The organism is Streptomyces sp. TP-A0356 (assembly GCF_001417775.1).
GTDB lineage: Bacteria > Actinomycetota > Actinomycetes > Streptomycetales > Streptomycetaceae > Streptomyces.
Genome location: NZ_BBZJ01000035.1, coordinates 14208 through 39150 on the forward strand (window position 1 = coordinate 14208; position 24943 = coordinate 39150).

33 protein-coding genes are annotated in these 24943 nt (G+C 68.9%); 23 read left to right on the forward strand and 10 right to left on the reverse strand.

Annotated features, from left to right (window positions below; genetic code table 11):
- Window positions 1–71 precede the first annotated feature (71 nt).
- Complete coding sequence (locus tag ASC56_RS33450) at window positions 72–1025, forward strand: AraC family transcriptional regulator (RefSeq protein WP_055495360.1); 954 nt, start codon at window positions 72–74, stop codon at window positions 1023–1025.
- A 208-nt stretch (window positions 1026–1233) separates the two neighbouring features.
- On the opposite strand, the gene ASC56_RS33455 is transcribed toward ASC56_RS33450, so the two are convergent.
- Window positions 1234–1956 (reverse strand): type 1 glutamine amidotransferase domain-containing protein, encoded by a 723-nt coding sequence (locus ASC56_RS33455; RefSeq protein ID WP_055495361.1) that lies wholly within the window; start codon window positions 1954–1956, stop codon window positions 1234–1236.
- 254 nt (window positions 1957–2210) lie between these two features.
- On the opposite strand from ASC56_RS33455, the gene ASC56_RS33460 reads away from it, so the two are divergent.
- From ASC56_RS33460 to ASC56_RS33510, 11 genes are read left to right on the forward strand one after another with little or no spacing between them, the layout of a single operon-like run.
- Entirely contained in the window at window positions 2211–3230 is a 1020-nt protein-coding gene (locus ASC56_RS33460; RefSeq protein WP_055495362.1) for a type 1 glutamine amidotransferase domain-containing protein, read from the forward strand.
- 56 nt (window positions 3231–3286) lie between these two features.
- Window positions 3287–3712 (forward strand): nuclear transport factor 2 family protein, encoded by a 426-nt coding sequence (locus tag ASC56_RS33465; protein ID WP_055495363.1) that lies wholly within the window; start codon window positions 3287–3289, stop codon window positions 3710–3712.
- Window positions 3713–3735: 23 nt separating this feature from the next.
- Window positions 3736–4194, forward strand: coding sequence for a nuclear transport factor 2 family protein (locus ASC56_RS33470; protein WP_199836139.1), 459 nt, complete (start codon window positions 3736–3738; stop codon window positions 4192–4194).
- A 22-nt stretch (window positions 4195–4216) separates the two neighbouring features.
- Window positions 4217–5749, forward strand: a complete 1533-nt coding sequence (locus tag ASC56_RS33475; RefSeq protein ID WP_055495365.1) for a toluene monooxygenase — start codon at window positions 4217–4219, stop codon at window positions 5747–5749.
- Window positions 5746–6054: a toluene-4-monooxygenase system B family protein gene (locus ASC56_RS33480; protein ID WP_055495366.1), complete on the forward strand. Its 309-nt coding sequence runs from the start codon at window positions 5746–5748 to the stop codon at window positions 6052–6054. Before ASC56_RS33475 ends, ASC56_RS33480 begins: the two co-directional genes overlap by 4 nt.
- Window positions 6051–6359 (forward strand): MmoB/DmpM family protein, encoded by a 309-nt coding sequence (locus ASC56_RS33485; protein ID WP_055495367.1) that lies wholly within the window; start codon window positions 6051–6053, stop codon window positions 6357–6359. Before ASC56_RS33480 ends, ASC56_RS33485 begins: the two co-directional genes overlap by 4 nt.
- 4 nt (window positions 6360–6363) lie before the next feature.
- Window positions 6364–7389, forward strand: coding sequence for a toluene hydroxylase (locus tag ASC56_RS33490; RefSeq protein ID WP_055495368.1), 1026 nt, complete (start codon window positions 6364–6366; stop codon window positions 7387–7389).
- Window positions 7386–7712 carry a Rieske 2Fe-2S domain-containing protein gene (locus ASC56_RS33495; RefSeq protein WP_055495369.1) on the forward strand — a complete coding sequence of 109 codons (327 nt, stop codon included), beginning with the start codon at window positions 7386–7388 and terminating at the stop codon, window positions 7710–7712. Before ASC56_RS33490 ends, ASC56_RS33495 begins: the two co-directional genes overlap by 4 nt.
- A complete protein-coding gene (locus ASC56_RS33500; RefSeq protein ID WP_055495370.1) occupies window positions 7709–8950 on the forward strand; it encodes an NAD(P)/FAD-dependent oxidoreductase in 1242 nt (413 codons plus the stop codon). Before ASC56_RS33495 ends, ASC56_RS33500 begins: the two co-directional genes overlap by 4 nt.
- A 25-nt stretch (window positions 8951–8975) precedes the next feature.
- Window positions 8976–9722: an iron-sulfur cluster assembly protein gene (locus tag ASC56_RS38845; RefSeq protein WP_079102876.1), complete on the forward strand. Its 747-nt coding sequence runs from the start codon at window positions 8976–8978 to the stop codon at window positions 9720–9722.
- Window positions 9723–9739: 17 nt separating this feature from the next.
- Window positions 9740–10030 (forward strand): putative quinol monooxygenase, encoded by a 291-nt coding sequence (locus ASC56_RS33510; RefSeq protein ID WP_055495371.1) that lies wholly within the window; start codon window positions 9740–9742, stop codon window positions 10028–10030.
- Between the two features lie 95 nt (window positions 10031–10125).
- On the opposite strand, the gene ASC56_RS33515 is transcribed toward ASC56_RS33510, so the two are convergent.
- Genes ASC56_RS33515 through ASC56_RS33525 form a run of 3 tightly spaced genes read right to left on the reverse strand, consistent with a single transcriptional unit; the run spans window position 10126 to window position 11502 of the window.
- Window positions 10126–10431: a hypothetical protein gene (locus tag ASC56_RS33515; RefSeq protein ID WP_055495372.1), complete on the reverse strand. Its 306-nt coding sequence runs from the start codon at window positions 10429–10431 to the stop codon at window positions 10126–10128.
- Between the two features lie 20 nt (window positions 10432–10451).
- Complete coding sequence (locus ASC56_RS33520) at window positions 10452–10850, reverse strand: peptidoglycan-binding protein (RefSeq protein ID WP_055495373.1); 399 nt, start codon at window positions 10848–10850, stop codon at window positions 10452–10454.
- Window positions 10851–10872: 22 nt separating this feature from the next.
- Complete coding sequence (locus tag ASC56_RS33525) at window positions 10873–11502, reverse strand: L,D-transpeptidase (RefSeq protein ID WP_055495374.1); 630 nt, start codon at window positions 11500–11502, stop codon at window positions 10873–10875.
- 287 nt (window positions 11503–11789) lie between these two features.
- Here ASC56_RS33525 and ASC56_RS33530 point away from each other — a divergent pair, with 287 nt between their 5' ends.
- The 3 genes from ASC56_RS33530 (at window position 11790) to ASC56_RS33540 (ending at window position 14090) form a co-directional block, all read left to right on the forward strand.
- Complete coding sequence (locus ASC56_RS33530) at window positions 11790–12614, forward strand: peptidoglycan-binding protein (RefSeq protein WP_063785044.1); 825 nt, start codon at window positions 11790–11792, stop codon at window positions 12612–12614.
- Window positions 12611–13645 (forward strand): helix-turn-helix domain-containing protein, encoded by a 1035-nt coding sequence (locus ASC56_RS40215; protein ID WP_055495376.1) that lies wholly within the window; start codon window positions 12611–12613, stop codon window positions 13643–13645. The genes ASC56_RS33530 and ASC56_RS40215 overlap by 4 nt, the downstream gene beginning before the upstream one ends.
- A gap of 193 nt (window positions 13646–13838) precedes the next feature.
- Window positions 13839–14090, forward strand: a complete 252-nt coding sequence (locus tag ASC56_RS33540; RefSeq protein WP_055495377.1) for a helix-turn-helix domain-containing protein — start codon at window positions 13839–13841, stop codon at window positions 14088–14090.
- A gap of 208 nt (window positions 14091–14298) precedes the next feature.
- Here ASC56_RS33540 and ASC56_RS33545 read toward each other — a convergent pair whose 3' ends face one another.
- Both ASC56_RS33545 and ASC56_RS33550 read right to left on the reverse strand, forming a co-directional pair.
- The gene (locus ASC56_RS33545) at window positions 14299–14865 is read right to left on the reverse strand and encodes a TetR/AcrR family transcriptional regulator (RefSeq protein WP_055495378.1); all 567 of its coding nucleotides are present in this window, start codon (window positions 14863–14865) and stop codon (window positions 14299–14301) included.
- Between the two features lie 103 nt (window positions 14866–14968).
- Window positions 14969–15847, reverse strand: a complete 879-nt coding sequence (locus ASC56_RS33550; protein ID WP_055495379.1) for an SDR family NAD(P)-dependent oxidoreductase — start codon at window positions 15845–15847, stop codon at window positions 14969–14971.
- A gap of 527 nt (window positions 15848–16374) precedes the next feature.
- Between ASC56_RS33550 and ASC56_RS33555 the strand changes: the two genes are divergently transcribed.
- Window positions 16375–16722, forward strand: coding sequence for a hypothetical protein (locus tag ASC56_RS33555; RefSeq protein ID WP_055495380.1), 348 nt, complete (start codon window positions 16375–16377; stop codon window positions 16720–16722).
- A gap of 27 nt (window positions 16723–16749) precedes the next feature.
- Here ASC56_RS33555 and pgm read toward each other — a convergent pair whose 3' ends face one another.
- Window positions 16750–18396: a phosphoglucomutase (alpha-D-glucose-1,6-bisphosphate-dependent) gene (gene pgm, locus ASC56_RS33560; protein ID WP_055495381.1), complete on the reverse strand. Its 1647-nt coding sequence runs from the start codon at window positions 18394–18396 to the stop codon at window positions 16750–16752.
- Between the two features lie 540 nt (window positions 18397–18936).
- Between pgm and ASC56_RS38860 the strand changes: the two genes are divergently transcribed.
- Window positions 18937–19275, forward strand: a complete 339-nt coding sequence (locus ASC56_RS38860) for a helix-turn-helix domain-containing protein (protein WP_055495382.1) — start codon at window positions 18937–18939, stop codon at window positions 19273–19275.
- Between the two features lie 358 nt (window positions 19276–19633).
- On the opposite strand, the gene ASC56_RS33570 is transcribed toward ASC56_RS38860, so the two are convergent.
- On the reverse strand, window positions 19634–19855 hold the full coding sequence (locus tag ASC56_RS33570; RefSeq protein ID WP_055495383.1) for a hypothetical protein: 222 nt from the start codon (window positions 19853–19855) through the stop codon (window positions 19634–19636).
- Window positions 19856–20442: 587 nt separating this feature from the next.
- Here ASC56_RS33570 and ASC56_RS40870 point away from each other — a divergent pair.
- A complete protein-coding gene (locus ASC56_RS40870; RefSeq protein ID WP_159039768.1) occupies window positions 20443–20613 on the forward strand; it encodes a hypothetical protein in 171 nt (56 codons plus the stop codon).
- Between the two features lie 134 nt (window positions 20614–20747).
- On the forward strand, window positions 20748–21026 hold the full coding sequence (locus ASC56_RS33575) for a nuclear transport factor 2 family protein (RefSeq protein WP_055495384.1): 279 nt from the start codon (window positions 20748–20750) through the stop codon (window positions 21024–21026).
- Window positions 21027–21060: 34 nt separating this feature from the next.
- On the opposite strand, the gene ASC56_RS40220 is transcribed toward ASC56_RS33575, so the two are convergent.
- The gene (locus ASC56_RS40220; protein WP_199836140.1) at window positions 21061–21273 is read right to left on the reverse strand and encodes an ester cyclase; all 213 of its coding nucleotides are present in this window, start codon (window positions 21271–21273) and stop codon (window positions 21061–21063) included.
- Here ASC56_RS40220 and ASC56_RS33580 point away from each other — a divergent pair.
- The 3 genes from ASC56_RS33580 (at window position 21253) to lexA (ending at window position 23193) form a co-directional block, all read left to right on the forward strand.
- Window positions 21253–21861, forward strand: a complete 609-nt coding sequence (locus ASC56_RS33580) for a TetR/AcrR family transcriptional regulator (RefSeq protein WP_234377180.1) — start codon at window positions 21253–21255, stop codon at window positions 21859–21861. The genes ASC56_RS40220 and ASC56_RS33580 overlap by 21 nt on opposite strands.
- Before the next feature lie 81 nt (window positions 21862–21942).
- Complete coding sequence (locus ASC56_RS33585; RefSeq protein ID WP_055495386.1) at window positions 21943–22368, forward strand: NUDIX hydrolase; 426 nt, start codon at window positions 21943–21945, stop codon at window positions 22366–22368.
- A gap of 153 nt (window positions 22369–22521) precedes the next feature.
- Window positions 22522–23193 (forward strand): transcriptional repressor LexA, encoded by a 672-nt coding sequence (gene lexA / locus ASC56_RS33590; protein ID WP_055495387.1) that lies wholly within the window; start codon window positions 22522–22524, stop codon window positions 23191–23193.
- A gap of 64 nt (window positions 23194–23257) precedes the next feature.
- Here the strand turns inward: lexA and ASC56_RS33595 are convergent, their stop codons facing one another.
- A complete protein-coding gene (locus ASC56_RS33595) occupies window positions 23258–24196 on the reverse strand; it encodes an RNA polymerase sigma-70 factor (RefSeq protein ID WP_055495388.1) in 939 nt (312 codons plus the stop codon).
- Window positions 24197–24369: 173 nt separating this feature from the next.
- Between ASC56_RS33595 and ASC56_RS33600 the strand changes: the two genes are divergently transcribed.
- The gene (locus tag ASC56_RS33600; RefSeq protein ID WP_055495433.1) at window positions 24370–24855 is read left to right on the forward strand and encodes a carboxymuconolactone decarboxylase family protein; all 486 of its coding nucleotides are present in this window, start codon (window positions 24370–24372) and stop codon (window positions 24853–24855) included.
- Window positions 24856–24943 lie beyond the last annotated feature (88 nt).

Consider the following 24943-nt stretch of genomic DNA (forward strand, 5'->3'; position numbering starts at 1 on the left):
GTTACGGGTAGCGCGAACGCCCTCCTCGAGGCCGGGGTCGTACCCGTCGATGACGTCGGAGGAACGCGACCGTGACTGATGCGCTTCACCTGCTCGACGAGACTCACACACCCGGAGACCTGCTCGCGGAGATCCGCACCCGGGCCCCGGAGATCGGCGGCAACCCGGGCGGCTGGCCGGGGCTGACCTTCTATCGGTTCACCCAGCCGACCGCGCCTCACTGGGACGAGGTGAAGTCGCTGTCGTTGTGCATCGTCGCGCAGGGCCGGAAGTCCGTCGTGGTCGACGACCAGGAGTATGTCTACGACGCGTTCAACTACCTCGTGCTGAGCAACAGCCGTCACTTCACCGCCGAGATCCTCGAAGCCACCCAGGTGAAGCCGTTCCTGTCGCTGGTGCTGCAGATCGATCCCAACCTGGTGCGGCGCATCTCGGCCGACATCTTCGACCGGCGCACGACGACCTTCGGCCGGCCACCGCAGGGAAAACCCGAGAGCGCGTTCGTCACCCCGCTCGACCGCAGCCTCGTGGGCGCGATGGTCCGGTTCCTCCGCGCCACCGACACCGGAGCGGACCGGCGCGTGCTGGCCCCGGTGTACCTCCAGGAGATGGTGTACCGGGTACTGCAGGCGGAGCAGTATGCCCGGCTGCTGGAAGTGGCGGCCACGGAGGTGGCGAGCAATCCGCTCAGCGAGGTCATCTCATACGTGCAGGAGAACATGTCGGAGCCGCTGACGGTCAGTGACCTCGCGGAGCGGGTGGCGCTGAGTCCGTCGGCGTTCTCCCATCTGTTCCGCGACGTGACGGGGAAGTCGCCGTACCGGTTCGTGAAGGAGATGCGGCTCAACCGTGCGCGGGAGCTGCTGCTCGAGGGGGAGCTGAGCGTCACGCAGGTGTCCCGCGCGGTCGGCTACTCGAGCACTTCCCATTTCATCAACGAGTTCCGCGACCGGTTCGGCGCCAGTCCCCGTGCGTACTGCGACCTCGATTCGCTCAAGAGAGGCCTGCGTGTGCGGAAAGCGTGAGCGCGCCGGGCGGGGGTGCCCGGAGAAAGGGCACCCCGGCGCTGCTGGTGCTGCGACCGGAGAGGTTCACCGGCTCGCGACGCCCGGCACGGCACCTCGCCGCGTTGTCGCATCGCCCGAGTACATCCAGTACGCGGGCGACGCTCCGCCTTGCGATGCACCGCACCGGACGCCGCGAGCTTCCCGGCAAACCTTTCCGGCCACAGCACTAGCGAGCCGCGCCGAGCGGCGCGTGCTCGGCGACGAGCCGGTCGGCGAGGGGGGCGGAGGACGCCGGGTTCTGTCCGGTGCAGAGGTTTCCGTCCACCACGACGTGCGGCTGCCACGGGGTACCGCTCTGCTCGAACCTGCCGCCGGAGCTCAGAAGCCGGTCCTCCAGGCACCAGGCGGCCTTCTCCGCCAAGCCCACCTGTGCCTCTTCCGCATTGCTGAAACCGGTCACTCGGCGGCCGGCGAACAGCCAGTTCCCGCTCGCGTCCCGGGCGGGCAGCAAGGCGGCGGGGCCGTGGCACACTGCCGCCACGGCCTTGCCCGCCTCGGTGAACTCGCGTAGCAGTGTGCCGAACGCCTCGGACACGGCCAGATCCTCCATCGGGCCGTGCCCGCCGGGCACGAAGACGAAGTCGAAAGCAGCCACGTCCACCCGGTCCAGGTCCGCCGGCGCGCGGAGTTCGTCGGCGATGCCGTCCAGGTAGGCGCGGAAGCGCCGGCCCGGCTCCTCGGAACCGCCGTTCATCGCGGCCGTGAAGCCGGCCTCGTCCGCGGTGGGCACGGCCGCGCCGGGAGTGGCGATCGTGAGGTCGAAGCCGGCCCCCCGGAAGATCTCGTGCGGGACGGCCAGTTCCTCGGGCCAGAAGCCGCACGGGTGCCGGGTGCCGTCTGCGAGCGTCCAATAGTCCACGCCGGACACGGCGAAGAGTACGCGTGTCATGAAAAGCCTCTCTGCTCCGGATGGCTCGGAGGTCCCTCGTTCCGAATGAGGAAACCTGGACCGACGGTAACCGCGCAATGCCGCCGGACGGGCTTCTTCAACCGGAATCCGGTACAGCTCAGCCGGATCCCGCACACTCCGCCGTCGCCGCGTCGGAATACGCACAACTCCCGCAGGAATCTTTGATTCGGCGGACGCGACAGCGCCGATACCGTTCCTCAACGGTCGCCGCTCCCCGCTGGACAGGAGTTGTCATGCCCCGTATTGCTTATCTCGTCTCGAGCGCGAGCGAGATCGCTCTCGCTGACGGCGCCACCCATCCCACCGGCTACTTCGCCGAGGAGGCCATCAAGCCCTACGAGAAGTTCGTCGCCGCCGGAGCCGACGTCGTCGTCCTCACTCCGGACGGCCGGCCGCCGACGGCCGACCCCTACGGGCTCGAGTACTTCTTCCACTTTCCCGAGCAGGACATGGACTTCTTCGCCTCGGTGACCCGTACGTTCCACCACGACCCGGACGACATCTGGATCACGCTGCACCACACGACGGAGCTGGGCCTGGTCGCCGTCCGCCGCATCGCCGAACGGCTCAGGGAACGCGGTGCCACCTCCGCCGGCGCGCACGCGCTCGTCAGCAAGGCGGCGAAGATCGCGTGGCGCGAGGATCGCCAACTGACCGAGGTGATGGTCACCGAGGCACTCGACGGAGGACTGTCCCGGGCGGAGATCCAGGCGGCCGTGGACGAACTCGAGGAGGACGCCCGTGCGCTGTCGGCCGAGCGCAAGCGCAAGCTCGACGCGATCCCCGGCTTCCGCGCCCCGGTCTCCCTGGCAAGCCTGAGCGACTCCCGACTCGCCGAGTTCGACGCGGTGTTCGCCCCGGGCGGGCACGGGCCGATGGTCGACCTCGCGGACAACCCGGACGCCGGACGGCTCTTGAAGATCCTGCACGACAAGGGCGCGCCGATCGCGACGCTGTGCCACGGCCCGGCGCTGCTGCTGTCCGCGCCGGAGCGCGAGGACGGGCAGTGGCTGTTCGACGGCTACCGCATGACCTGCTTCACCGACGAGGAGGAGGACCAGACGGCGCCGGGCCGGATCGGTATGCAGTGGTATCTGGACGCCGCGTTGAAGAACGCCGGCGCCGTGTTCGACGACGCCCCTTCGGCGTGGGTCTCGCACGTCGTGGTCGACCGCAACCTGATCACCGGCCAGAACCCGGGCTCGACCGAGGCGACCGCCGATGCCGTGCTGAAGGCGCTGGGCATCCGGTGAGGTTGTTCAGGCGCCGCCCCCGGCCCACCGACACCCAGGAGCGGAAGAGAGTGGACATGACACCGGAACAGACCGTGCAGGCGTTCCTCACCGCGTTCCAGCTCGGTGACGTGAAGACCGCGATGTCCGTAGTGGACGGTTCGGTACAGGCCGACGTGTTCCCGCTCGGCGTGCGGGCCGGCGGGTTCGACGACCTGCGCGGCCTCCTCGACGAGGTCGTGACCGCGTTCCCCGACCTGCGCGTGACCGTGCTCAACGTCATCCCGACGGGCTCCGTGGTCACCGTCGAGCTCAAGGTCGAGGGGACCCAGGCCCGCGACTACCTCGGGGTGGTCAACCAGGAGAAGCACCTCGACCTCGACCAGGCGTGGCGGTTCACCGTCGCCGCCGGGCTGATCACAGCGGTCGGCGTGTACTGGTGCCAGGGCCAGCTCTACCGGCGTCTCGCCGTCAAACGGGTCGACCAGATCGCGATCGTGTGAGGACGAAGATGACAACCACGGACATGACGAGTCGGGGTCGAACCGCCGCCCAGGTCGTCGCCGACTTCTTCGACGCCTACCGGCGCCACGACGTCGAGGCGATGGTCGAGAAGTGCACGGACAACGCCGACTTCTCCTACGTCCCCTTCGAACTGTGGGGAAAGCAGCGCGTGCTGCGCGGGGACGGGAAGGTGCGGACGATCGGCAAGGTCATCTGGACCGGGCTGATCAACTCCTTCCCCGACCTGTTCAACGAGGTGCACACCGTCGATGCGAACGAACACGGTGACGTCGTGGTGACCTGCGACATCGGGGGCACGCAGCAGATCGCGTGGGCGCTGGCCGCCCCGCAGGGCAAGAAGTTCCGCGAACCCCACCTGTTCCTCTTCCACGTCGACGAGTCGGGACTCATCGACAAGGTGAAGGCCTACTGGAACAACGCCGGCATCAACACCCAGCTCGGGCATCTCGAAGTCGACTGAGGAAGGAACCGAGGGACATCAGATGAGCCTGCTGAGGCGAGAAGAGTGGCAGCACTTCGTCCGCGACGTCGACTGGACCTTCTCCTACGTCGACGACGAGGCGGTGTATCCGGAATGGCACAGCGGCACCGGAAAGGTGCCGCGGGAGGCCTGGCTGAAGTGGGAGGAGGACTACAAGGTCACCTACCCCGAGTACGTGGCGACCCAGCGTGAGAAGGAGTCCGCGGCCTACGCGGTGAAGGCGGCGCTGCAGCGGTCCAGTTCGTTCGACACCCTCGACGAGGGCTGGAAGTCCTCCACCAAGATGCACTTCGGCGGGGTCGCCCTCGTCGAGTACGCCGCGGTGCTGGGAGAGCTGAAGATGGCCCGCTTCGGGCTCAACGGCGCCTGGCGGAACATGGCCACCTTCGGTCAACTGGACGAACTGCGGCACTCGCAGATCACCACGTTCTTCGGCCACGAGTTCATCGGCAAGGACCCGCAGTACGACTGGACGCAGAAGACGTTCCACACCAACTGCTGGGTGCCGATCTCGCTGCGGAACCTGTTCGACGGCATGATGATCGCCCCGAACGTCGTCGACCTGGCGATCGAGCTGCCGTTCACCTTCGAAACCGGCTTCACCAACCTCCAGTTCGTCGCCCTGTCGGCGGACGCGCTGCAGTCCGGCGATGTCAACTTCGCGAACATGATCTCGTCGATCCAGACCGACGAGGCACGCCACTCCCAGCAGGGCGGCCCGACGCTGGAGATCCTGGTCGAGCACGACCCGGTGCGCGCCCAGTGGGTCATCGAGAAGAGCTTCTGGGGCTCCGCCCGCGCGTTCGCCGCGCTCACCGGCCCGGCCATGGACTACTACACCCCGCTGGAACACCGTAAGCAGTCCTACCGGGAGTTCATGGAAGAGTGGATCATCGACCAGTACATCCGGACCATCCAGGACTACGGACTGAAGAAGCCCTGGTTCTGGGACGAGTTCATGCGCGGCCTCGACACCTGGCACCACTCGCTGCACATGGGCCTGTGGTTCTGGCGGCCGACCGTCTGGTGGCGGCCGAAGGCCGGGGTGAGCAAGGACGAGCGTGAGTGGCTGCGTGAGAAGTACCCGAACTGGGAGGGCGTCTACGGCGACAAGTGGGACGTCATCATCGACAACATCAACGCCAACAACGTCGAGGCGACGCTGCCGGAGACCCTGCCCTGGCTGTGCAGCATGTGCCACCTGCCGGCCTGCAACCCGACGCAGTCCCGCGACGGCAGCTGGCGCGTACGTGACTGGTCGCTGAAGTACGACGGCAGGACCTACCACTTCTGCACCAACGCCTGTCGGCAGATCTGGTGGAAGGACCGCGACAACGTCAATCACGAGACGGTGATCGACCGGTTCCTGGCCGGCCAGATCCAGCCCATGGACGTCGGCGGCATTCTCGGCTACATGGGCCTGACCCCGGACGTGATGGGCGACGACCCGGACTACGCCGCCTGGACCAAGGACTACGTAGGCCGGTCCGCGACCGGTCTGGCCCTGGCCTCGGCCGAGAGCGAGGAGTCATGACCGACAACGCCACCGCCGAACGCGACCTGCGGGACCAGCCACCGCAGCTGGTGCCGCTCAACGCGATCTTCGCCACCGACTTCGTCCAGATCCTGGTGCCGGTCACCACCGCGAACACCGTCCGCGAGGTCGCCGCGGCGGTCGCGTACCACGTCGAGGGCAAGCGGGTGCGGGCCCTGCCGTACGAGAAGGTGGTCTTCCACCGCGGCCGGCGTCTGTCCCCGGAGATGACGGTGGCCGAGGCGGGAATCGAGCCGCACGACCACGTCCGCGTCGAGTACGACCTGCCGAAGGGAACGAAGTGAAGAATCCTGTCGGCCCCATCCTGCGCATGGGGGACGAGATCGACAAGGTCGTCGCTGCGATCGAGGACGACAACCCCGGAAAGGAGATCGAGGTCATCGACCGCGGCTCCTACGTCCGGGTGCAGGCGGAGGACCGCATCACCCTCACCCAGGAGACCCTGCGCGCCTACCTGGGCGCCGACTACGCGATCCGCTCGCTCGAGGCGATCATGTCCTCGTTCAGCGGCCGGATCATCACCACGAGCGACTCGATCACCTGGGAGAAGGTGTCCGCCCGCCGCGACGCCCTGGCGGGAAGGGAGTGACCCGATGACCGTTCCGGCGAAGAAGCCGCGTTCCCGCCGTACGTTCAGCGCCTTCGGTGACGTCCGGAGGATGCCGAGCGAGTACGAGGTGATGACCCACGCCCAGAACTGGACGACGCGGTCGAACCGGCTCGCCGCGTTCGAGCAGAACCCCTCGTCGCCAGCGAACCTGTGGTTCCTCACCTACCGCGAGAACTCGCCGCTCCAGGCCGAGGACTGGGAGCAGTTCCGCGACCCGGACTCGCTGACCTATCGCGCCTACGTCTCGATGCAGGCCGACGCCGAGGCGAAGACCGGCGGCGTGCTCGAGGAGTACGCCGATGCGGAGGCGGACCGCGCACTCTCACCCGGGCAACTGGCCCTGCTGGGTTCCCTGTACACCCCGTCCCGGTACCTGCTCCACGGCTGCCAGCAGATCGAGGCCTACATCGGGTACATGGCGCCCACGTCCTACATCACGAACGCCGCCGGGTTCGCGGCCGCGGACTTCCTGCGGCGGGTCACGCTGACCGCGTACCGCACCAGGGAGTTGCAGCTCGCCCACCCGGACTCGGGGATCGGCGAGAGCGAGCGGCGGATCTGGGAGACCGACGAGAGCTGGCAACCGGCCCGCCGGGCGATCGAGAAGGCGCTGGTCGCCTATGACTGGGGCGAGGCGTTCACGGCGCTCAACCTGGTCATCGCGCCCACCCTGGACGACGTGCTGACCCGCCAGTTCCGGGAGGTCTCCCGTGACAACGGCGACCAACTGTCGTGGTTGCTGGCCTCGTTCCTGCAGGCGGACAGCGACCGGCGCAACCGGTGGAGCGCCGCACTGGTGTCGTTCTGCCTGGGGCAGCAGCCCGGCAACGAGGAAGCGCTGCGGCGCTGGATTCGGCGCTGGACCCCGATCGCCGACGAAGCCGCCGCGGGGCTGGGCGGGCTCCTGGGGTCCCGGCCCGAGCGCGGTCGCGACGCCGGCCAGGTGGCCGCCGGTGCCCGGGCCGCACGCGAGGCCTTCCACGCCAGGGTGTTCGAGGGATTGCGATGAGCAGCGCGATGACCGGTCAGTGGCAGGAGGCCATGGCGCTCGAGGACCTCTGGGAAGGCGAGAAGGAGCCCGTCGAGATCGGCGGCAAGAAGATCCTGTTGGTCAACGTGGACGGTGAGATCCGCGCCTATGAGAACAAGTGTCCGCACCAGGCGTGGGCGCTCGACGAAGCCGACTTCGACGGACGGGAGATCACCTGCATGCGCCACATGTGGGTCTTCGACGCCCGCGACGGCCGGGGCGTCAATCCGGACAACTGCCGGCTGACCGCTTACCCGTGCCGGGTGAACGAGGACGGCATGATCCTGGTGGACGTCGGATGAGCACGCGGCGCTACCTGCTCGTGGGAGGCGGCGTCGCCGCCGCGTCGGCCGCCTCCCATCTGCGCCGGCGCGGGTTCGACGGGCAGATCGTGCTGATCGGCGAAGAGCCGGACCCGCCGTACGAGCGGCCTTTGCTGTCGAAGGGGTTCCTCGCAGGGACCGCGGACTTCGGCGAGCTGCAGGCCCGCGAACCCGCGTGGTACGACGAGCAGGAGGTCGAGCTCCGGTTGGGCACCCGGGTCGCGTCGTTCGACCCGGGCGCGCGGTCGGTGACGCTGTCCACCGGCGAGCGGCTGGGCTACGACGCGTTGGTGCTCGCCACTGGCCTGCGGCCACGGAAGCTGCCCGGATTCGACGGTGAACGCGTGCACCATCTGCGTACCGTCGCGGACGCGAGGCGGCTGCATGCCGAACTCGTTTGCTCGCAGCGCCTCGTCGTCCTCGGCGCGGGCTTCGTGGGCTGCGAGGTCGCCGCCACCGCGGCCGGGCTCGGCAAGCATGTCACCGTGCTGGAGCCGGCCGGCACTCCGCTGGAGCGGGCTCTCGGTTCGGCGATCGGGACCGTTCTGACGGAGGTCCACCGGGAGCACGGCGTGGACGTCCGCCCGGGCGAGTACGCCACCTCGCTCACGCCCACCCGGGACGGGCTCCTGCTGACGACCAACCTCGGCGAGCGGGTGGAATGCGATCTGGTGCTGGTGAGCGTGGGATCCGAGCCCAATGTGGAGCTCGCCGTGCGGGCCGGGCTCGCCACGGGCAACGGGATCGTGGTCGACGAATGCGGGCGGACCACGGCGCCCGGGGTGTACGCGGTCGGGGACGTCGCCGCCCAGTACCACCCGGTCTACCGCAGCCGGATCCGCGTCGAGCACCACGACAACGCGCAGCGCCAGGGCGCGAACGTCGCCGCCACGCTCACCGGCGCGAGCGAGGGGCACGCCGACACCTACTGGTTCTGGTCCGACCAGTACGAGCACAGCCTGCAGGCGGCAGGCCGGCCGCAGGTTCTGGACGGCCTGGTGATCCGCGGCTCGCTGGCGGAGCGGAGCTTCTCCGCCTTCTCTTTGGCCGGCGACCGGATCCGGGGCGTGATCTCGCTGAACCGGCCCGGCGACGTGCTGGCGGTGCGGCGCCTGCTGTTCGAGCCGCACCAGGTGAACGCCGAGCAGCTGCGGGACGAGTCGGTCCCGCTCAAGCGACTGGTGCCACGGACCCGCGGGGCGGCCGCCCGAGTCTGATCCCACGACCGGAGAAGGAACCACCATGACCACTGTCGGAGTGTTGACAGTCCACGAGCGGCAGGTCCGGGTCACCGTGGCCGACGCCCGCGCCGCGCTCGAATCGGTCAGCGGGCTGACGGCCGTCCGGGCCGTGGCGAAGCTGAGGCTCGGCCCCGGCCGGACCTGCGAACCGGTGGCACGCCTGATCGACAAGGCCCTCGCCCGGGCAGGGCGGGCCGGCCTCGGCGCCGAGCAGCTGGTCGTGCTCGGCGGCACCGTGGACACGGCCGAGGACATCGTCCGGGTCCGCCGCAAGGCACACGGCAAGGCCGACTGGATCAGCAGCCCCACCTCCGACGTGCGGATCGAGCTGCGGCCGGCAGGGCTGCACGGTCTTCCCGAGGAGGTCGCTGCGGAGCCGGCCCCGCGGGAGGAAACACCACCCGCCCCGCCGGCGGCCGGTCCGCCCGACATCCGTGCCGCCGCGGTCCGGAACGCCCTGTACGAGGTGATCGACCCGGACCTCGGTGTCAACATCGTGGATCTGGGCTTCGTCCGCGACATCCAGGTTGCCGCCGACGGTGACGCGATCATCACGATGACCCTGACCTCGGCCGCCTGCCCGTTGACCCAGGTGATGCGGGACCAGATTCGCACGGTGCTCCTGGAGGAGTCCCGTCTCGTGCCGGACTTCCACATCGAGTGGTCCTGGCTGCCGGCGTGGCGGCCGGCCGACATCAGTGAAGACGGCCGCGATCAGCTTCGGGCCATCGGTTTCACCCACTTCTGAAGAGAAAGGACACAGCCATGCCGCACGTGGTCATCGCGACCTGGAAGGCCAAGCCCGGCCGGGCCGCGCGCATCCGGAAGATCCTGGAGACGGTGGCGCCGCTCAACCGCGCCGAGGAGAAGATGCTGCAGTTCGAGGCGCACGTGAGCGTCGAGGATCCGGACACCTTCGTGCTGTACGAGAAGTACACCGACGCGTCCGGTTACGAGGAGCACCGGGAGACGGAGACCTTCAAGTCCTACGTCCTCGGCGAGGCCCTGCCCGAGCTGGCGGAGCGCAGCGTCACCCGGTTCGAGGTGATCGGCTGACCAGGGAGGTTGTCCCGGGGGCAGCGCACGCACTGCCCCCGGGGGTGCCTCTCGTGCCAGTGCCTGCACGGGTCGCAGCCTGTTGAACAGCGGGATCAGGGGCCGGCCGTCTCGTGTGACGGCCGGCCCCTGATCCCTTCCCCCGTTCGAAGCCCGTGCTCCCAGCAGCTGGGGCTGTCCGTGATCCGGATCTTGTCGACGGTTCCGGTGGTGCGCAGGTCGTTGCGGGCGTCCCCCGGGCGCAGACACGGCGTCCTGCCGTTGGTGAAGTGGAGGAGCGCCCCGTCGTCGTGGCGTGTGTTCCAGGCCCCGGTGGCGTTCTTGCCGGCCGTCAGGGCCTGCCAGCCGGAGGTGATGTCGACGAACAAGCCGGTGCGCTCGTAGCCGTTGAAGAAGCACACGGCCGGGTAGTGGCCCGCCGTCAGCAGCGGGCGTGGTAGTAGAAGATGTCGTTGAGGCGGGCCCACGTCTTCGGGCCGATGATGCCGTCCTTGACCAGCCCGCACTTCATCTGGAACTCCTTCGTCGCGTTTTCCGTCGCACGGCCGAAGGCTCCGTCGACAGCGAGGCCGGCGTGGATGACACCGTTGAGTTCGCACTGCGCCTGTTTGACGATGGGGCCCGAACTCCCGTAGGAGATCGTCGGCCGGTCACCGTAGAAGTAGTCGCACACGACTTCGGAACGGGTCTGTGCCACGGCGTGGCCGGTGGCCCTCGCCGGGGCGGCGGACGCGCCGCCGGCCGTGGACAGGAGTACGCAGACGAGGGCGAGGCCGACGGCGGCGGAGCTGGCCTTCGAGTGGTTGGTGATCACGTTCATGTGCTCCTCGGGGACGAGTGAGTCAGTGCACGTACAGCGTGTGGGGGTTGGGGTGGCTCGCCTGGAGGTCGCGCAGTGCGCGGATGTCGGAGGGCTTGAGCTTGATGCATCCGTTGGACTTGTAGTCGCTGTCGCCGTCCCACCGGTACGGCTCGGAGCTGCCGGCCTTCCCGTTGGGGAGCATCTCGCTGTGGACGAACAAGTCGGTGCGCCAGCCGCCGCTGTGGCATTTGTGGTTACCGAGGTACCAGGCGATGCCGTTGACGCCGTGGGGTCCCCCGTTGTGACGCGGGTAGTACGCCTTGATGCTGTAGCTGCCGTTCGGCAGCCAGCCGGCGTTGCTCGCACAGGTGTCCTTGCTGCCGTTGCCCGAGCCGGCCCGCCAGCTGCCCAGGGTGTGGATGCGGGGGTGGTCCGGGTTCGAGCCCTGCACGTAGACGAAGTACAGGCGGGAGTTCTGCGGGTTGGACCCTTTCTTGAACTCCAAGTAGGTGTAGTTGCCGCTCGCCGCCTGGGCGGTGATGTGGCCGGTGCTCTGCTCGGCCGCGGGAAGTGCCGGCGACTGTGCCTGTGCCGCGGGCGCGGCCATCAGGCCGCCGCTCAACGCCGCGGCCGCCGCGCACAGCAGGATGCGGCTCTTTCGTGTGGTCATGGAATCTCCTGTCGCGGTGAAGCCCGCACGCGGCCCGTGTGCGGGTCGGTTGCGGGGGGAGCGGCTCCGATCCTGCCGAGGGGACGGGGTCGGGGACAGGACAGCGGCGTAGGACGGGCAAAGGCGGGACACCGCGGCTGCGACCTGCGGGTCTTCGACGATCGCTGACGCATTTCCGGGACGCCGGTCACGTGCTGATGGCCGAAAACGAACCCGAAGAGCGCGTACTGATCCGGTTCGCGTGCGCCAAGGTTGTGAGAGAAGCCGCCGCGTGCCTGGGGGACAGCATGGGACAGTGGAAACCGTTGGCCGACGGACTCGAACCACCGGTTCGCCGGCTGGTCGTCCGCCTGCGGGAGCTCAAGGACCAGATGGACGTCAGTACCACGACCCTGGCGGCCAAGACCGCATACAGCAGGTCGTCCTGGGAGCGCTATCTCAACGGCAGGACGCTGCCCCCGCGTCAGGCCGTCGAGGCCATCAGCAGGGTGTCCGGCACGGACCCGGCACAGGTGCTCGCCCTCTGGGAAATGGCGGAGTACGCACGCTCGAACAGAGGGCCGGGGAACAAAGGGCCGCGGAGCAAAGGGTCGGAGAGCAAGGGACCGGAGAACAAAGGAGCGGGGAGCAAGGGACCGGAGAACAAAGGACCGGGGAACAAAGGAGCGGGGAGTAAAGGGCCGGAAGGACAACGCGCTTCGCGCCGTTCGCGCCCGGCCGTGATCGCGGCGGTCGTGGCCGCGGCGCTCGCCGTGCTGGCCGTGGCGGGCTGGATGACCTTACGCGACGACACGGCGTCCGCACCATCCGGGCAGCAGCAGGCGACCCGCGCGGCCGCACAGCCGTCCGGCTTCGCCTGTCACTACACCCGGCGAAACGGCCGGCTTCTCGCGGGTCACAGCGCCGACGAGCCGCTCGTCGTGCTGAACTCCGGCGGTGAGCAGGTGGTCGAGGTGCAGTGCCTGCTGGCGTACCACGGGCATTCCCCCGGTCGGATCGACGGCCTCTACGGTGAACTCACGGAAAAGGCCGTGAAGGAACTCCAGCGTGCGGGCGGCGCCGCCGTCGACGGGAAGGTGGGCCCGCAGACCTGGGCCCTGCTGCGGACATGAGCGGCACCGCCCGGGGCCCCCTCCCGCCGTCCCTCGATCCGCAGACCGCCTACCTGGTTGAGGTGTTGCGAGAGCTGAAGGACCGCTCCGGACTCAGCCTGACCGGCCTGGCGGCGCGGACGCCGTACAGCAGGTCGTCATGGGACCGCTACCTGCGCGGCCTGAAGCTGCCTCCGCGGCAGGCCGTCGAAATGCTGGGCCGGCTCGCGGGAGAGCCGCCCGCGAGGGTGGTGGCGCTGTGGAAGCTGGCCGAGGCACAGTCGAGCGGGCGTGACGCAGAGCCTGTGACCGGTGTGGTCCCACCGGGGAACACCGCTCGGCCGGTCCCCACGCAGTCCTCGCCCGTCTCCGGCCCTTCGCATCGTCATGGGGCCGCTGGCTGGATTCGCCTGGGGGTGATGGTGGCGGCGGTCGTGGCCGCCGTCGCCTGGGCCTGTGCCGAGATCTTCGGCGCGTCGCCGGACATGGCTCGGCCCGTCGGTCCCAAGGCGTTCAATCCGGTCCCCCTGACCGTCGGTTGCAGGGGCGATCAGTGCAGGGGCCGGGAGGCGGGGGCCATGGCCTGTGACATCGATGCGGCTTCGTACGCCGATCTGCGGGTCGGCATGAGCCATGTGGAGCTCCGAGTGAGCCGCAACTGCGCCGCTGCCTGGGCACGGCTTTCCTACTCGTCCGTCGGCGACCGAGTGAGGGTGGAGGATCGCGCCGGTTCCGCCGAGACGGCAACCGTCATCAACCAGGGTTCGACCGACCAGTACGTCGTCACGCCCATGCTGCCCGCCCGGTCCCCGACACAGCTGCGCGCCTGCTGGGAGCTCCGCACGGGCGGCCGCCGGTGCACTTCCTGGGGCAGAGTGACGCCGGTCGGCGACGTCTCCTGGCACAACGCCCGGTCCGGTTTCGCCGGCCCGCCCAGTCCCAGGACGACGTCTGGCCCTCCGCCTCGCCGCCGAGTGGTCCTCAAGAGGCTGCCGCGTAGGAAGGGCCACGAGGGCTTCATCGTGTACACGTCGTATCCACTGCCCAAGTGACAGGTGCCTCGGGGGACACCGAGACAGGGACGTGAACGACTGACATCCACCCCGGGTGGGCCCGTCCCGGCAAGGGGACGGGCCCACCCGACGACCGAACCCGGCGATACCCAGTTGGTCCTGCGCTGGCGCCGGCTTGCGACCTGACGGACCGATCCCCGATTTCCGATTCTTCATCCGGAGGAGGCGCGCCATGCGCACAGCCAATATCAATGACCGTCTGGTTCTCGTGTACGACGACGGTGTCGTGGACGTGGAGACCCTGCGCGTCTACCTCGCCGAGGAGCACGGCCTGCGGATGGCGGCCGACCGTCTGCACGTGGCGCGCAACACCGTCACCTACCGCGTCAAGCGCGCAGAGGAACTGCTGCCCGCGACAACCATCACCGGCAGCTCACTGGAACTGCGCCTGGCGCTGGAAATCGCGCAGACCCTGTACGACTGACGGACCCCGCCCGACAACGCCTCGAACGCGTCGCGCCGGCGCGCAGCGCCACCGCGATCGCCAAGCCGCCCTCACCCGGGCCCTGCACGCCGCCTCAGCCACCACGACACCGCCACCGATGTCCTGCCACACCTGGCCACCATCTACGACAAGCTCTGACATCCCATCCCGCCACAACGAAGCCGGCGACGGTTGTTCCGGGGCCCCCTTAACGGAGGTACATGCCTTCCAGCAGTGCGGTCAGATAGCGGCGGGCGGTCTCCATGCGGGTGGCGGGGGCGCTGTGGACGTTCGCGGCGTAGGCGATTCCGCACATCAGCGGGACCATGTCGTCGGAGGTCAGGTCGGCGCGCACAACCTCGGCGTCGACGGCCCGCTCGAGCAGCTGTCGGCCGACCGACCGCAGAGCCCGCTTCAGTTCGGTGGTGTGCGGCAGGGCGTCCGTGGGCGCGGCAGTGACTGTGGACAGGGAAGCGTCGGTGACCTGCGCTTCGATGGTGCGGGTCAGAAAGTCGGCGAGGGCGCGCCCCGGGTTGTCATCGGCCAGCGCCTGCTCGCCGTGGGCGGCGAGTGCCTCCAGGCTGGGGGTGGCGACCGTCTCCAGGAGAGCCTCGGCGGTGGGGAAGTGGCGGTAGACGGTGCCAACGCCCAGGTGGGCGCGGCGGGCGACATCGTTGAGCTGCAGTGGTGTGCCCTCGTCAACGAGAGCACGCGCCACGGCGACGATCCGTTCCCAGTTGCGGGCTGCGTCCTTGCGCAGGGGGGCGGTCGTCACGGGAGAAGTGTAGTCGGATGGCTCACCGCATTGCTGCGACCTGTGATCCGGATCAGTCACCCATCTGCCCCTACGGCCAACTCCGTGCCGAGCCTGGGTCTCATCACCCGGCCGTGAGTGGCGCGAGCCGCTCGCTGAGGCGGCGGACGGCTTCGGCGATGCGGGGATCCGTTGCCGGACGGAAGGGGGCGACCGGATGCGCCTGGGGTCCGATGACGAGGCCGGTCCGGCCGGTCAGCGCGCCGTCGGTCGCGGCGAAGATCGAGGGCTTGGCCGCCACGGACGCCGGGCCGGAGGTTGAGCGTTCGAACTTCCGACGGACCAGCGGCCAGAGCAGCCGCAGCCGTGGCGAGACGATCTTCGGATCGCGCATGGTGCCGTTGGTCATGTCGGTGGCGGCGCCGCCGGGGTCTGCTGCGAAGACCGAGACGCCCGTGCCGTCGAGTCGGCTGGCCAGCTCCAGCGTGTAGGCGAGGTTGGCGAGCTTGGCGCGGCCGTACCAGTGGAATCCGTAGTAGCCACCCGGCGGCTCGGCGGCGTCGAAGACGCGCTTGGCGACGCCGATCGCGCCCGAGGTGACGTTCACGATCCGGCTCGGCGCACCGGCTCGCAGCGTGGGCAGCAGCAGTTCGGTCAGCAGATACGGCGAGAGGTGGTTGACGGCGAACGTTGCCTCGATCCCGTCGGCCGAGTCCTGCCGGTCGGGGAACATCGCTCCGACGTTGTTGACCAGCACGGTCAGCGGACCGCCTGCGGCGATCCGGTCGGCGAGAGCGCGGACCGCGTCGAGCGAGGAGAGGTCGGCGGCCAGGAACCGCGCAGAGTGCAGCGGTGCTGTGGCGTTGATCCGTTCGACCGCACGGTCACCGCGCTCGGCGTTGCGCCCGACCACGGTGACCGCAAGGCCTGCCTCGGCCAGCCCCAAGGCGGTCTCGAACCCGATGCCCGCCGTCCCTGCCGTGACCACCGCTGTCTGTGTCATCGCGCAACCCATTCTGCATAAGTGGATAGGTCATCCGGTTGGCGCCACGATAGCAGATCCGGATGGCCTATCCGCTTCAAGTGGGATGGCGTTGCGTGACGCTGTGGGTGCTGGGGTGCTGGGGTGCTGGGGTGCTGGGGTGCTGGGGTGCTGGGGTGCTGGGGTGCCGAGACCACGTCCGTGGTGGTCAGGCCGCCGGGCGCCACGCTGGATGTGATGCACCGGTCGCGCTGCGGCTGGCCTGCGAGCAGGGCCACGAGGTGCCACCGGAGGAAGTCGCGGTGCACTCCGGTACTGCGCTGACCACCCCTGGCTGAGCCGCCCCGCCCGGCGCAGTCCAGGTGGGCCTTTCCGACTCACACCCTTGCCGCTGCTCTCGCCCCGGCCACGGGGTTGGCGAACAGCATCTACCCGCCAGACGGTGGGAACCGTGTCACCCAGACGGTGCGGATTCATGGATCCGCCCTGGCTTCAGCGGGACGTCCTTGCCAATGTTCAGCCCGGCGAGCAGGAAAGGGAAGTCAGACATGGTGAATGTGCGTGGTAGCTACACGTTCCATGCGGGCGGCACCCGCCAGGCGAACGAGTACACCTCGACGCCTCTGAGCATCTTCAGGGTCCTGTCCGACGGCGGGCTGGAGGCGAGGCTGGCTGATCATCCGGTCGAGGGTCGGTACAGCGCGACCACGCACAGCATCCAACTTGCGCATGGCGTCGGCGCATCCCGTGTTTTCGGCACGTTCTACGACGGCTTCGTCATTCTCGACGAACAGGGGGAAGTTCGGGGCCTTGCCGGCGTGTTCGATGAGAGGGATGCCCTGCTGGATGCCAGAGGTGCCTGGTATGCGGTCTGGAACGGTCCCGTCACGACCTGAAGGTGGCACGCCACCGAGGGCTCGAGGCTACCGTGCGGTGTTCATGGCTGTGGTCACGAGCATCTTGGCCTCTTCTTGGACGCGGGCGAGATGGTCGGGGCCGAGGAAGGATTCGGCGTAGATCTTGTAAATGTCCTCCGTGCCGGACGGGCGCGCGGCGAACCACGCATGTCGGGTGGTCACCTTGAGGCCACCGATCGGGGCGCCGTTGCCGGGCGCCTCGGTGAGGACGGCGGTGACCGGCTCTCCTGCGAGGGTGTCGACCGACAGCTGCTTGGGAGATAGCTGAGAGAGAATGGCTTTCTGCTCCGCGGAGGCCGGCTCGTCGATCCGGGCGTAGGCGGGCGCCCCGAAGCGTTCGGTGAGTGCTGCGTACCTCTGTGACGGGGATTCGCCGGTTACAGCCGTGATTTCGGAGGCGAGCAGGGCCAGGATGATTCCGTCCTTGTCGGTTGTCCAGGTCGATCCGTCGCGGCGCAGGAAAGATGCGCCTGCCGACTCTTCGCCGCCGAAGCCGAGCGACCCGTCTGCCAGGCCGGCGACGAACCACTTGAAGCCGACGGGCACCTCCACGAGCTTGCGCCCCAGGTCCGCGGCGACGTGGTCGATCAGGCTGGAGGAGACCAGCGTCTTTCCGATTCCGGCCGTGGCGGGCCATTGGTCCCGGTTCCGATACAGGTAGGAGATGGCAACGGCGAGGTAGTGGTTGGGGTTCATGAGGCCGGCGTCGGCGGTGACGATGCCGTGCCGGTCGGCGTCGGCGTCGTTGCCGGTGGCCACCTGGAATGCGGCGCGTTGTTTGATCAATGAGGCCATCGCGTAGGGCGAGGAGCAGTCCATGCGGATCTGGCCGTCCCAGTCCAGGGTCATGAATCGCCAGGTGGGGTCGACGAGTGTATTGACCACGGTCAGGTCCAGGCGGTGCTGCTCGGCGATCCGACCCCAGTAGGCGACGGATGCGCCGCCCATGGGGTCGGCACCGATGTGTACTCCTGCGGAGCGCACGGCCTCCAGGTCGACTACGGCCGGCAGGTCATCGACGTAGCGGCCCAGGAAGTCGTACTGCCGGGTCGTAGGCACGGACAGGGCGCGGGCATAGGGGAGCCGTCTTACGCCCCTGTGGCTGCTTGCGATCAGTTCGTTGGCCCGGTCCTGGATCCATGCTGTCGTTGCCGAGTCGGCGGGGCCCCCGCTCGGCGGGTTGTACTTGATACCCCCGTCCGAGGGCGGGTTGTGGGACGGTGTGACCACCACCCCGTCCGCAAGGCTGCCCGTGCGACCGCGGTTGTGGGTCACGATGGCGTGCGACACCGCAGGCGTGGGGGTATAGCCGTCGGCACTGTCGATGAGCACCGTGACGTCATTGGCGGCGAAGACCTCCAGGGCGCTCACCTTCGCGGGCTCGGACAATGCGTGGGTGTCGGCACCGAGGAACAGGGGACCGTCCGTGCCGCGCATCGCGCGGTAGTCGCAGATCGCTTGGCAGGTTGCCATGATGTGGTCCTCGTTGAAGGACACAGACAGCGATGAGCCGCGGTGCCCGGAGGTGCCGAAGGCGACCCGCTGGGCCGGTTCCGCTGGATCCGGATGCAGCGCGTAGTACGCCGTCACCAGCCGGGCGACGTCTACCAAGTCCTCGGGCTGGGCCGGCTGGCCGGCTCGTTCGTGCGTCATCTGGGTTCCTCCCGGTCCGTTTGCCTCGTCCTCCCCGAAGTCACCGTCTGAGTGAGGGACTTCGGGCCGGAGGTATCCGCGATGCCTCAACAGCCGCTGCGGAGCCTGGCGGATCGCTGCACAGGTCGATACCGTGCCTCCGCTTGAAGACGTCGGCAAGGGGGACCTACCCGCCGCTGGCCGAAGTCGTCACCTCCCCGGTGGCTGTCACCGGCCGTGACCTCTCCGGTGGCTGTCACCGGCCGTGACCTCTCCGGTGGCTGTCACCGGCCGTGGCAGGTAACTCCGCACGGTGTCGCCCACATCCAGCAGAGGCCTCGAAGGTGCCTGCGCCCAGGTCGAAGACCAGCACGATCTCGGTCCCCTTTGCAGCCAACCCGACGGACCGCGAACGAGCACTCATCAATCAGCTTGCCCAAGGCGAGTAGCCGATCGCCTAGACCTGATGGGACGAAGTGTCCCTTCGCTCTCCGCCCCCCAGGTCGAAGGACTCGACCGGCTGTTTCCCTCACGAACCCCAAAACGGAACGTCGTCCCACGGTGACCGAGGGTTACGGAGTCGGTGGTCGCCGCTCGATCATCAACCGCTCCGGGCTGAAGGGGCTGGAGGATCGGGGCAGGCAGGGCCGCAAGCGGCGGATCACCGAGGCCGAGCGCCGCCAGATCATCGCCCTGGTTCGGCAGGTACCGCCCGGCCGGCTGACCGTGCAGGCGGGCGGGGACCTGTCGGCTGCGGACGAGGCTGGGCCGGCTGACTGGACGCTGGACTCCCTGACCGCTCAGGCCCGGCAGCTGGGCATCGAGGTCGGCCGCTCCTGCGTTCGTGGGCGGCCTGCCTACGGGAAGGCCCGGCACACGGTCTCGTCCGAACGATGGTGAAAGGGGCTGAATGAGACGGAAACCGAGACGGCCGCACGCCTCACCGCAGCACCGGAGCACCGGAGACAGCCCCCGGCCAGCTGCCGAAACCACCGTCACTCGGGGGAGCTAAGCCGCCTTGGGTCGCGCCAGGCATGCCCGAAGCGGGTCCCTGCGCGTCCTCGAGCAGGAAGGTCTCGTCTTCCCCGAAGTCCGGCGCCCGGAAGGGGTTTGTCGTCGGAGGCGGCAATGCTGCTGCGGCGGAACAGCGGGGTTGCCCCTCCAGAGCGGAGAACAACGACGTCAGATCGATGAGAGGTCTCTCTTTCGTTACAGGTCCCTGAAGGGGCCTGGCGTGCCGTGACCGCGCACAGCGGTCCTACAGCTTGGTCATCTTGGCGTACGGGCTCAAGATCCGCATTTGCGCCGAGCCGAAATCCACGAGCACCGCGATTCCGTCCTCGACGCCGATGACCCGGCCGAGGCCGTACATGTCGTGTGTGACCTGGTCGCCCACGGCGAAGTGCTTGGGAGCCGGAGTGACCGGGGCCTTGAAGGGGCTGGTAGGCAGATGACGCTTCGATGCAGCAGGTTTTGTCATTGCCCCCAGTATGCGCCATCGTGCCTCCCGTTCGCTGCGGCTGTCCACGTCCGCTGCTCGGCACAGACCGGGACGGCAACAACCGGGGGAGAGGCGAGGGGTTCCCATGCGGAGTCGCCGGCGTACTGCCAGGCGGCGTACTCGAGCCACCCCAGGGAGGGGCTGGGGGGCAGGGTGTTCTGTCCACGGAGACATCTCGCGATGCCAAGTTGTCAGGTGCTGCCCCGAGTTGGGTGGGGAAGGCGGCCACCGCGGGGGCTCGTCCGTCCGGCGGAGCACGTGACACGGCCCGAGAAGCGCGACCCGATCGAGCGCCCCACACCAGGGTGGGTGCTCGTGCGTCGAGGCGTACAGCGGCCGTAGCCCCCGAACACAGCACGGGACGACGCCGCGGGAGATGTCCGCAGGCTGGTTGGCCCCCGCGTGGCCCGCCGCCCCGGGTTCGGCGGGCCGACGCCCTGAAGGGCGCCCTCACGGGATAACCGGAACGTACGCCTCCGATGGCCAAATCGGAAGACCTCATTCCTATTGACCCTCGACCTGCACACATGCACCCTGAACCCTCACGTACCTCAAGGGAGCACAGCATGGCCCGCGCCACTGACACCCATCGCGTCGTCGAGTACTGGACGGACAAGGAGATCCACGTGATCTTTCCCGTTGAACGGAGCGCAGAGGTCGACCGTATGACCGACGGAGAGCTGATCGCGAAGTACGGGGACCCCGAAGACGGGGCAGTCACGAGCATCGTCCAGTAGGTCACCGCACCTACGGTGGCGGACGCAGCTCGCGCACCCTGTGAGCAACGATCTCCTAACACCACAGGGCATGAGCGCAGTTGCGGACACCTTCGCCGTAACTAACGAACCCGATCGGCAAGTACACCAAACTGGTGGACACCGGACATTTTGCCGCAGTCGGCGATCTGTTTGCCGACGGCGTGCTCATCGGCAGCGGTCCACCGGTCATGGGCGGTGACGCCGTAGAGAAGATGCTCCGGGACGCCGTGATCCTCTACGAGGACGGCACGCCACGCACCCACCACGTCACGACCAACATCGCCGTCGAGGTGGACGAGGACGCAGGCACCACCGCTGCGGTTTCATACGTCACCGTTTTCACCTGCCGATCACCATGCCGCCGCGCCACCGCCCTCCTCGCGTCGGGCTGAGGAGGGCGGCAGTGGCTCGGGGCTGGTCTGTGGTTCAGAGGGCCTGGAGCTGGGTGAGCCATTGCAGGGTGTCGGTGTTGACCCAGTACTCGACGAACTTGCCGTCTTGCATGCGGAGGGTGTCGGTCCCGGTGAAGGTGACCAAGGTGCCGGGCTCGGCGTGGGCGCCGGGGAAGCCGCCGGCGTAGGTGCCGGTGGCCGTCCAGCGTACGGGTACCGCGCCCAGGTGCGCGCGGAGATCAAACAACGCGCGTGGGAGCAGATCGCCACGGCGGGGGCGTCCGCGCTCTCGCTCAACGCGATCGCCAAGCAGATGGGCATGAGCGGACCTGCCCTCTACCGGTACTTCGCCGGCCGCGACGAGCTGATCACCGAGCTCGTCAGAGACGCGTACCGAAGCCTCGCCGACACCTTCCGGGCGGGCTCGGCGACCTCCGAGTCCGGCGCCGACATCGCCGCGCTGGCGCACGCACTGCGCGGCTGGGCCCTGGACGACCCCCACCGGTACTTCCTCGTCTACGGCACGCCCGTCCCGGGCTACCACGCACCCGACGACATCACCGCGATCGCCTCCGAGATCATGACGACCCTGCTCGACGCCTTCGCGGCGCTGCCCTCGAACAACCCCACGGCACCGTTCGATACGCACCTCGAAGGCCACCGGCAGTGGGCGGACGGCCACCCCGCCCCGCCCGCGGTCCTCCACCGGGCCCTGACCTTCTGGACCCGGCTGCACGGCGTCCTGTCCCTCGAAGTCGCAGGCCACTTCACCGGGATGGGATTCGACCCCGTGCAGCTCTTCGCGGCCGAACTGGACGACCTGCTGGCACACTGACGACGCCACACCCCTGCGCGGCCCTGCGTGCCGGCGACCCGGCCGCGGTGGCCGACACGGTGCGGCGAGAGTGCGTGCCGGGTGCCGCGACGCCGCGGAGATCCGTCTTCGACCGTTGCCCCCGGCCGCTGGCAGCTGCCGGGCGGCTCGGTCGACACACCCGGCGACGGTGAACGGCTCGGCACCACGGCGCCGCGGCAGAACGCCGCCCGGGAACTGGCCGAGGAGATCGGAGTCGACGCCGCTCCCGACGACCTCGGGCTCGGGGCCACCAGCCGCGGCCAGAACGGGAACATCGGCGTTCTCCACAAGGCCCCGCTCCAGCCCCGAGCCGTTCTGCACGAGCGGTACGCGGCTGTGGCGGCCGCTGCGCAGGCAGCGGGCAGCGCCCCCGAATTCGACGAGATCGAGTTCCTATACGCCCCCACCGACCTCAAGGCCCTTTCCGGACCGCTCGTGGACTACCTCGCACCCGTCGTTCACCGGCACCTGGGCATGCCCTGGTAGGCGCACCTTGCGCGAGAGAACCTGGTGCGGCGGCGTGACTCCGTGCCGGAGCCAGGATCTGGCCGGGCAGGCTCCAGCCGGAAGAGCGTTCCATCTGCCGACGCCGGCGGGTTAAGGTCGCGCTCTGAGAGATCTTGTACGGAGGTGCCCGGGATGGAGAACAACGCGCCGGTAGGTCGGGGGCGGCCGCCCGGCATCCGGCCCGTCGAGGGCGAGCTGACCGGCCGCCAGCAGGACATCGTCCGGTTCATCACCGACACGGTCCAGCGGCAGGGCTACCCGCCGTCGATGCGGGAGATCGGCCAGGCCGTGCACCTCGCGAGCACCTCCTCCGTCGCGCACCAGCTGATGACGCTGGAACGCAAGGGGGTCCTGTACCGCGACCCGAACCGGCCGCGCGCCTACCGCGTGCGCTCCACCTGGGCTCCCGACCTCGGCAGTAACGCGGCTGCCGCCGTGGACGTGCCCCTCGTCGGGCGGATCGCCGCCGGCGCGCCTCTGCTCGCGGAAGAAATGGTTGAGGACGTTTACACGATGCCACGCCAGCTGGTCGGCGAAGGCGAGCTGTTCGCGTTGACGGTGTCTGGCGACAGCATGATCGACGCGGCGATCTGCGACGGCGACATCGTCACCGTCCGCCGCCAGGACAGCGCCGACCACGGCGACATCGTCGCCGCCCTCCTCGAGGACGAGGCCACCGTCAAGCAGCTGCGCCGTCAGGAAGGGCAGGTGTGGCTCATGCCCCGCAACCCCGCGTACGAGCCGATCCCCGGCTCCCAGGTGCAGATCCTCGGCAAGGTCGTCGGGGTCCTGCGCGTGCTCTGAGGCCTCGGGTGCCGCAGTGTTCCGCGTCGATGCCCTGGCAGCCCATCTACGAGGGGCCCCGGGCTCAGCGGCGCAGGGCGGTCTCCTGCTGCATGTGCGACAGTTTCTCGGGATTGCGCACGGCGTAGAGCCCGGTGATGAGGCCGTCGTCGATGCGCACCGCCAGGACGGTGTCGATCGCTCCGTCGAGCCGGAGAATCAGCGCCGGGTAGCCATTGACCTGTGCCGGCCGCAGCGACGCCGCGGTGATCCTGCCCAGCCCGGCGGCCAGCAGGCGGGCCACCTTGTCGGCCCCCCGGACGGGCCGCAGGACGGCCTGCTTGACTCCGCCACCGTCACCCAGGAAGACGACATCCGGCGCGAGTATGTCGAGCAGGCTCTGCAGATCGCCCGTTTCGGCCGCCCGTTGGAACGCATCGAGCGCTTGTCGGGTCTCGGTCGGGGAAACGACCCCGCGCGGCCGGCGCGCCGCGACGTGTGCCCGTGCCCGGTGCGCGATCTGGCGGACCGCGGCCGGGCTCTTGTCGACGGCTTCGGCGATCTCGTCATACCCGAGTTCGAACACGTCACGCAGCACGAACACCGCCCGCTCGGTCGGCGTGAGCGTCTCCATCACCAGCAGCATCGCCATGGAGACGCTGTCGGCCAGCTCGACGTCCTCGGCCACGTCGGGCGCGGTGAGCAGCGGCTCGGGCAGCCAGGGGCCGACGTAGGACTCCCTACGGCGGCCGAGCGTACGCAACCGGCTCAGCGCCTGGCGCGTGGTGATCCGGACCAGGTACGCACGCTGATCCCGGACCGTGCCCAGATCGACACCCGCCCACCGCAGCCAGGTTTCCTGCAGGACGTCCTCCGCGTCGGCGGCCGAGCCGAGCATCTCGTACGCGACGGTGAACAGCAGATTGCGATGGGCGACGAACGCCTCGGTGGCGGGCTCCGCGCCTTCGCCGTCGGCGAGTTGCCCGGCCGTGTCCTCTGCGCGCTCGCTGTGCTCGCTCTTCACCGGCTGCTCCTGCCTGTTCGCTCTCGAGGGTGCCACGCGCACAAGACGCCGGTCCCCGCGGCTCTGTGACACCCATGAGCGGTGGCGTACGTCACACGAGCTCCCCGTCACAAGGAGCGGGTCGCCGGCATCTCGTGTTCGTTCAGTGCGACACCACGAGTGAGGACGAAGTCATGGACGCCCGATTCAACCTGTTCGACAACGAGATCGCCGCCAAGTTCGCCAAGCGGTTCGCCAACGCCGGCCTGGTGATCCACCAGTCGCCGCTGCCGAAGTCCACGCAGGAGCTGGTGTCGCTGCGCGCCAGCCAGATCAACGGCTGCGGTTGGTGCATCGACATGCACACCAAGGAGGCCTCAGCCGCCGGTGAAACCGCGGTCCGGCTCCACCTGGTCGCCGCCTGGCGCGAGTCCACCGTGTTCACCGAGGCCGAGCGGGCCGCGCTGGCGCTCGCCGAAGAGGGCACCCGGCTCGCCGATGCCCACCACGGTGTGTCCGACGAGACCTGGGCCCAGGTACGCAAGCACTACGACGACGACCAGATTGCCGCGCTGGTCTCCTTGGTCGCCCTGATCAACGCGGCCAACCGGCTCGCCGTGATCGTGCACCAGCGGGGAGGTTCCTACGAGCCCGGCTCGTTCGCCGCCACGTTCAACTGATCGGCAGACAGATCCGGCCCGGCCCAGGATCCTTCGATCCGGGCCGGGCCCGCGCATGCCCCGGCGCGGCTACGGCGACCCCTGCTCT

What these genes read in the sequence shown, in the direction of transcription:
- ASC56_RS33570 (WP_055495383.1), bottom strand. Translation starts at nt 19,855, where the DNA reads ATGACAAAACCTGCTGCATCGAAGCGTCATCTGCCTACCAGCCCCTTC.
- ASC56_RS33455 (WP_055495361.1), bottom strand. Translation starts at nt 1,956, where the DNA reads ATGACACGCGTACTCTTCGCCGTGTCCGGCGTGGACTATTGGACGCTC.
- ASC56_RS33475 (WP_055495365.1), top strand. Translation starts at nt 4,217, where the DNA reads ATGAGCCTGCTGAGGCGAGAAGAGTGGCAGCACTTCGTCCGCGACGTC.
- lexA (WP_055495387.1), top strand. Translation starts at nt 22,522, where the DNA reads ATGGAGAACAACGCGCCGGTAGGTCGGGGGCGGCCGCCCGGCATCCGG.
- ASC56_RS33525 (WP_055495374.1), bottom strand. Translation starts at nt 11,502, where the DNA reads ATGACCACACGAAAGAGCCGCATCCTGCTGTGCGCGGCGGCCGCGGCG.
- ASC56_RS33500 (WP_055495370.1), top strand. Translation starts at nt 7,709, where the DNA reads ATGAGCACGCGGCGCTACCTGCTCGTGGGAGGCGGCGTCGCCGCCGCG.
- ASC56_RS33480 (WP_055495366.1), top strand. Translation starts at nt 5,746, where the DNA reads ATGACCGACAACGCCACCGCCGAACGCGACCTGCGGGACCAGCCACCG.
- ASC56_RS33555 (WP_055495380.1), top strand. Translation starts at nt 16,375, where the DNA reads ATGGTGAATGTGCGTGGTAGCTACACGTTCCATGCGGGCGGCACCCGC.
- ASC56_RS33465 (WP_055495363.1), top strand. Translation starts at nt 3,287, where the DNA reads ATGACACCGGAACAGACCGTGCAGGCGTTCCTCACCGCGTTCCAGCTC.
- ASC56_RS33530 (WP_063785044.1), top strand. Translation starts at nt 11,790, where the DNA reads ATGGGACAGTGGAAACCGTTGGCCGACGGACTCGAACCACCGGTTCGC.
- ASC56_RS33470 (WP_199836139.1), top strand. Translation starts at nt 3,736, where the DNA reads ATGACGAGTCGGGGTCGAACCGCCGCCCAGGTCGTCGCCGACTTCTTC.
- ASC56_RS40870 (WP_159039768.1), top strand. Translation starts at nt 20,443, where the DNA reads ATGGCCCGCGCCACTGACACCCATCGCGTCGTCGAGTACTGGACGGAC.
- ASC56_RS33550 (WP_055495379.1), bottom strand. Translation starts at nt 15,847, where the DNA reads ATGACACAGACAGCGGTGGTCACGGCAGGGACGGCGGGCATCGGGTTC.
- ASC56_RS38845 (WP_079102876.1), top strand. Translation starts at nt 8,976, where the DNA reads ATGACCACTGTCGGAGTGTTGACAGTCCACGAGCGGCAGGTCCGGGTC.
- pgm (WP_055495381.1), bottom strand. Translation starts at nt 18,396, where the DNA reads ATGACGCACGAACGAGCCGGCCAGCCGGCCCAGCCCGAGGACTTGGTA.
- ASC56_RS33520 (WP_055495373.1), bottom strand. Translation starts at nt 10,850, where the DNA reads ATGAACGTGATCACCAACCACTCGAAGGCCAGCTCCGCCGCCGTCGGC.
- ASC56_RS33495 (WP_055495369.1), top strand. Translation starts at nt 7,386, where the DNA reads ATGAGCAGCGCGATGACCGGTCAGTGGCAGGAGGCCATGGCGCTCGAG.
- ASC56_RS33490 (WP_055495368.1), top strand. Translation starts at nt 6,364, where the DNA reads ATGACCGTTCCGGCGAAGAAGCCGCGTTCCCGCCGTACGTTCAGCGCC.
- ASC56_RS33540 (WP_055495377.1), top strand. Translation starts at nt 13,839, where the DNA reads ATGCGCACAGCCAATATCAATGACCGTCTGGTTCTCGTGTACGACGAC.
- ASC56_RS33510 (WP_055495371.1), top strand. Translation starts at nt 9,740, where the DNA reads ATGCCGCACGTGGTCATCGCGACCTGGAAGGCCAAGCCCGGCCGGGCC.
- ASC56_RS33600 (WP_055495433.1), top strand. Translation starts at nt 24,370, where the DNA reads ATGGACGCCCGATTCAACCTGTTCGACAACGAGATCGCCGCCAAGTTC.
- ASC56_RS40215 (WP_055495376.1), top strand. Translation starts at nt 12,611, where the DNA reads ATGAGCGGCACCGCCCGGGGCCCCCTCCCGCCGTCCCTCGATCCGCAG.
- ASC56_RS33460 (WP_055495362.1), top strand. Translation starts at nt 2,211, where the DNA reads ATGCCCCGTATTGCTTATCTCGTCTCGAGCGCGAGCGAGATCGCTCTC.